This is a genomic window from Stenotrophomonas terrae, from assembly GCF_039674165.1.
Classification (GTDB): domain Bacteria; phylum Pseudomonadota; class Gammaproteobacteria; order Xanthomonadales; family Xanthomonadaceae; genus Stenotrophomonas; species Stenotrophomonas terrae_A.
The window spans coordinates 1-4,440 of record NZ_JBDJMY010000086.1 but is presented as its reverse complement, the minus strand read 5'-3'; the positions used below and the strand labels follow the sequence as shown (position 1 = coordinate 4,440).

The following is a 4,440-nucleotide window of genomic DNA, read 5'->3' as shown; positions in this document are numbered from 1 at the left end:
GCAGGAGCTTTACCAGCGATCCAAACGCTACGTGGAACGCTTCTGCCGAGCATGGCTCGGCACTACATGTGGGGCAAGCGCTACGTGGAACGCCTCTGCCGAGCATGGCTCGGCACTACATGTGGGGCCAGCGCTACGTGGAACGCTTCTGCCGAGCATGGCTCGGCACTACATGTGGGGCAAGCGCTACGTGGAACGCCTCTGCCGAGCATGGCTCGGCACTACACGTTCGGGGCCCACGGGTCGTAGCTGCCAAACCACCACAGGTGGCCTTCGGGATCGCGGCAGGCGTAGCCGCGGCCGCCGTAGGCCTGGTCGGCAATATCGATGACGATCTCCGCCCCGGCGGCCTTGGCCTGGCTGTAATGGGCGTCGGCATCGCTGACGATCACGCAGGCGCTTTGCGTCTCCATGCCGCCGACCTCGTCGGGCTGGATCATGTTGCTGCCCCATTCGCTTGGCTGCACCGAACCCAACATGATCATGCCGTTGCCGAATACCAGCTGCGCGTGGTGAACCAGATCGCCATCCTGGTACACCGCATGGCGCTGGAAGCCGAAGGCGTTGCACAGCCAGTCGATGGCCGCGGGTGCGTCGCGGTAACGCAGGCAGGGAATGATGGTTGAGGTGGTGCGGGCGGCGAGGTCCATGGTCGCGTGCGGGCAGTTGCGGAAAGGCGAGGGTGGGCGCGCTCGCGTTACCATCGCGAGAAGGCCGGCGCGGAGCCGGTATCGATTCATAGGGAGCGCACTTTGAATAGTTGGTTGGGCGGCGGGCTGATGCTCGCGATGGGCGTGGTGGCACCGCAGGCGGTTGCACAGGAGGCAGCGCCGACGGAACTGCAGCAGCTGGACGCGACCGTGGAACGGGTACGCCAGCAGTTCGACGTGCCGGGCGTGGCGGTGGCCGTGGTCAAGGATGGCAAGGTGATCCTGGAGCGTGGCTGGGGCCTGCGCGAGCTGGGCAAGCCGGAGCCGGTGCAGGCCGATACCCTGTTTGCCATCGCCTCCAATACCAAGGCGTTCACCGCGACCTCGCTGAACCTGCTGGCCGAAGACGGTAAGCTGAAGATGGACGACCGGGTGGTCGATCACCTGCCGTCGTTCCGCATGTCCGATCCCTATGTGACCGGCGAAATGCGCATCCGCGATCTGCTCTCGCACCGCAGCGGCCTGAGCCTGGGCGCGGGCGATCTGTTGTTCTGGCCGACCACGCGCTACAGCAATGCCGAGGTGGTGGCGCGGCTGGCGCAGGTGCCGTTGAAGAATGGTTTCCGCGACCGCTACGCCTACGACAATATTCTTTATGCCGTTGCCCAGCAGGTGATCGAGAAGGTATCCGGGCAATCGTTTGCCGACTTCCTGCAGCAGCGCATCTTCGACAAGGTCGGCATGAGCGAGACCCGCTATAACGCCGATCACCTCAAGCCGGGCGACAAGGCAGCCGTTGGCCACGCCAAGTTCGACTTCAAGGATCTGCGTCCGGTGCCGCCGCTGACCTGGTCCAACAATGCGGGCGCCGGTGGCATCTATTCCAGCGTGCATGACCTAGCAAAGTGGATGAACGTGCAGCTGGCCGAGGGCAAGCTCGCCGATGGCACGCCGCTGTTCACCGAGAAGACCCAGCAGCAGATGTGGCAGATGCAGATCCCGCAGGTGGTGCCCAAGCCGTCGGTGCCGGAACTTGCCGCTGCACGGCCGAACTTCGCCGGGTACGGCGAGGGGTGGAGCTTGAGCGATTACCGTGGGCAGAAGCTGGTCTGGCATACCGGTGGCTGGCCGGGCCAGGTGTCGCGGTTGACCCTGGTGCCCGAGCAGAACCTGGGCGTGGTGGTGCTGACCAACCAGGAATCCGGCGCCGCTTTCAACGCGATCACCATGAGCGTGCTCGATGCCATGCTTGGTGCGCAGGGCAATGACTGGGTGGCCGCCTATGCCGCTGGCGTTGCCAAGGCGCAGGGCAATGCCGACGAGGCCTGGGACAAGCATGTGGCCGCGCGTGATGCCCGGAGCAAGCCGTCGCTGCCGCTGCCCGCGTATGCCGGCACCTATCGCGATGCCTGGTACGGCGATGTGTTCGTCGAACAGCAGGGCGGCAAGCTGCACCTGCGCTTTGGTGCCACCGCCGATCTGGTCGGCACGATGGAGCACTGGCAGCACGACACCTTCATCGTGCGCTGGGACAACCGTTCGCTCAACGCCGATGCCTTCGTCAATTTCAGCCTGGACCCGGATGGCAAGGTGCGTGAAGTACGCATGCAGCCCGTGTCGTCGTTGACCGATTTCAGCTTTGACTTCCAGGACCTGCTGCTGAAGCCCAAGGCGGATTGACGGGGGTTGTAGGAGCGGCGTAAGCCGCGAAGCAAATGGATCATCAGTTTGCGATTGATCAGGGGTGGAAGCGGTATCAGCTTCGCGGCTGACGCCGCTCCCACAACCCAGTGATTCTCGCCGCTGACACAACCAGACATCGCCTAGACAGACACAACACAGGCCGCGATGGGACAATCGCGGCCTGTTCTGGTTTTACAGGCCGTGGCGATGCTGCGCTGGTTCGAATCCCTGATCCCCGTTTTCCCGCCGGTCGACACCCGCACGCCGCCGCGCGGCGTGGTGCGCTTCTACCTGCATTACCTGCGCCCGGTATGGCCGGTGCTGCTGGCCACGCTGATCGCCGGGCTGCTGCTGGCATTGGTGGAAGTGGCGATGTTCGACTTCCTTGGCCGTATCGTCGACATGCTTGCCGATAGCCCTGGGCCGGGTTTCTTCCAGCGCAATGCAAGCGAGTTGCTATGGATGGCCGGCATCACCCTGCTGGCGCGGCCGGTCCTGGTTGCCCTGCACAACCTGCTGGTCAACCAGTCCATCGTGCCGGGCCTGAGCAACCGCTCGCGTTGGCTGATGCACAACCATGTGGTGCGGCAGAGCCTGAGTTTCTTCCAGAACGACTTTGCCGGCAGCGTCGCCAACCGGGTGATGCAGACCGGCACTTCGCTGCGCGAATCCGCCGTGCAGATGGTCGATTCGATGTGGTACATCGTGGTTTATACCGGCACCGCGCTATATCTGTTCGCACAGGTCGACTGGCGCCTGATGCTGCCGCTGGCGATCTGGATGGTGGCTTATGTGGGTATCGGCGTGTACTTCGTGCCGCGCATGAAGCACCGCGCCTGGATTGCCTCCGATGCACGCTCGCGGGCGATGGGCCGCATCGTCGATGGCTATACCAATATCGCCACGCTCAAACTGTTCGCACATAGCGGGCACGAGCAGCGCTATGTCGCCGAAGCGATCCAGGAGCTGGCCGAAAAACACCGCGCGCAGACCCGCATCACCACCGGCCTGGAGATGGTGATCGCCGTGCTCAACGGTTTCCTGATCGTTGGCACCTGCGCGTTGGCGTTGTGGCTGTGGCAGGACAGCTTGATCAGCGTGGGCGCGATCACCCTGGCCACCGGCCTGGTGATCCGCATCCACAACATGTCGGGCTGGATCATGTGGACCATCAACGGCATCTTCGAAGACATCGGCACCGTGCAGGACGGCATGGAAACCATTGCCCAGCCGCTGAGCGTGCAGGATGCGGCCGATGCCAAGCCACTGGTCGTCACTGCCGGCGCAGTGGATTTCCAGAATGTGCATTTCCATTACGGCAAGCGTGGCGGAGTGATGGCCGGCTTGAATCTGGCGGTGAAGCCGGGCGAGAAGATCGGCCTGGTCGGGCCGTCGGGTGCGGGCAAGTCCACCCTGGTCAACGTGCTGCTGCGCCTGTACGACCTGGAGAGCGGCCGCATCCTGATCGACGGCCAGGATATCGCCCACGTCACCCAGGACAGCCTGCGTGCGCAGATCGGCGTGGTCACCCAGGACACCTCGCTGCTGCACCGCTCGATCCGCGACAACCTGCTGTACGGCCGCCCCGACGCCAGCGAGGAACAGCTGCGCGCGGCTGTGGCCAAGGCGCGTGCCGAAGGTTTCATTGATTCCCTGGTGGACGGGCAGGGCCGGCAGGGTTATGACGCCCATGTCGGCGAGCGCGGGGTGAAACTGTCTGGTGGCCAGCGCCAACGCATCGCCATTGCCCGGGTGCTGTTGAAGGACGCGCCGATCCTGATTCTGGATGAGGCGACATCGGCGCTGGATTCGGAAGTGGAAGCGGCCATCCAGGACAGCCTGGACGAGTTGATGGGAGACAAGACGGTCATCGCCATTGCCCATCGGTTGTCCACCATCGCGCGCATGGACCGGCTGGTGGTGATGGACCATGGGCGTATCGTCGAAACCGGCAGCCATGCCGAACTGGTGGCTTCCGGCGGCTTGTATGCACGGCTGTGGGCGCGCCAGACCGGCGGGTTTGTGGCAGCCGAGGGCTGAGCCGAATGTCCTGTAGTGCCGAGCCATGCTCGGCAGGGGCGTTACCGGGAAAGCTCCTGCCGAGCAT

At 64.1% G+C, this 4,440-nt stretch carries 3 protein-coding genes; 2 read left to right on the top strand and 1 reads right to left on the bottom strand.

Annotated elements, in window-relative coordinates; genetic code table 11:
- Positions 1 to 221: 221 nt before the first annotated feature.
- Positions 222 to 650, bottom strand: a complete 429-nt coding sequence (locus ABE493_RS19285; protein WP_346500994.1) for a VOC family protein — start codon at positions 648 to 650, stop codon at positions 222 to 224.
- Positions 651 to 752: 102 nt separating this feature from the next.
- Between ABE493_RS19285 and ABE493_RS19280 the strand changes: the two genes are divergently transcribed.
- On the top strand, positions 753 to 2,330 hold the full coding sequence (locus ABE493_RS19280) for a serine hydrolase (protein ID WP_430980824.1): 1,578 nt from the start codon (positions 753 to 755) through the stop codon (positions 2,328 to 2,330).
- A gap of 210 nt (positions 2,331 to 2,540) precedes the next feature.
- On the top strand, positions 2,541 to 4,373 hold the full coding sequence (locus tag ABE493_RS19275) for an ABC transporter ATP-binding protein (RefSeq protein ID WP_346500996.1): 1,833 nt from the start codon (positions 2,541 to 2,543) through the stop codon (positions 4,371 to 4,373).
- Positions 4,374 to 4,440 lie beyond the last annotated feature (67 nt).

Coding starts and splice junctions, on each gene's coding strand:
- ABE493_RS19275 (WP_346500996.1), top strand. CDS start 2,541: ATGCTGCGCTGGTTCGAATCCCTGATCCCCGTTTTCCCGCCGGTCGAC.
- ABE493_RS19285 (WP_346500994.1), bottom strand. CDS start 650: ATGGACCTCGCCGCCCGCACCACCTCAACCATCATTCCCTGCCTGCGT.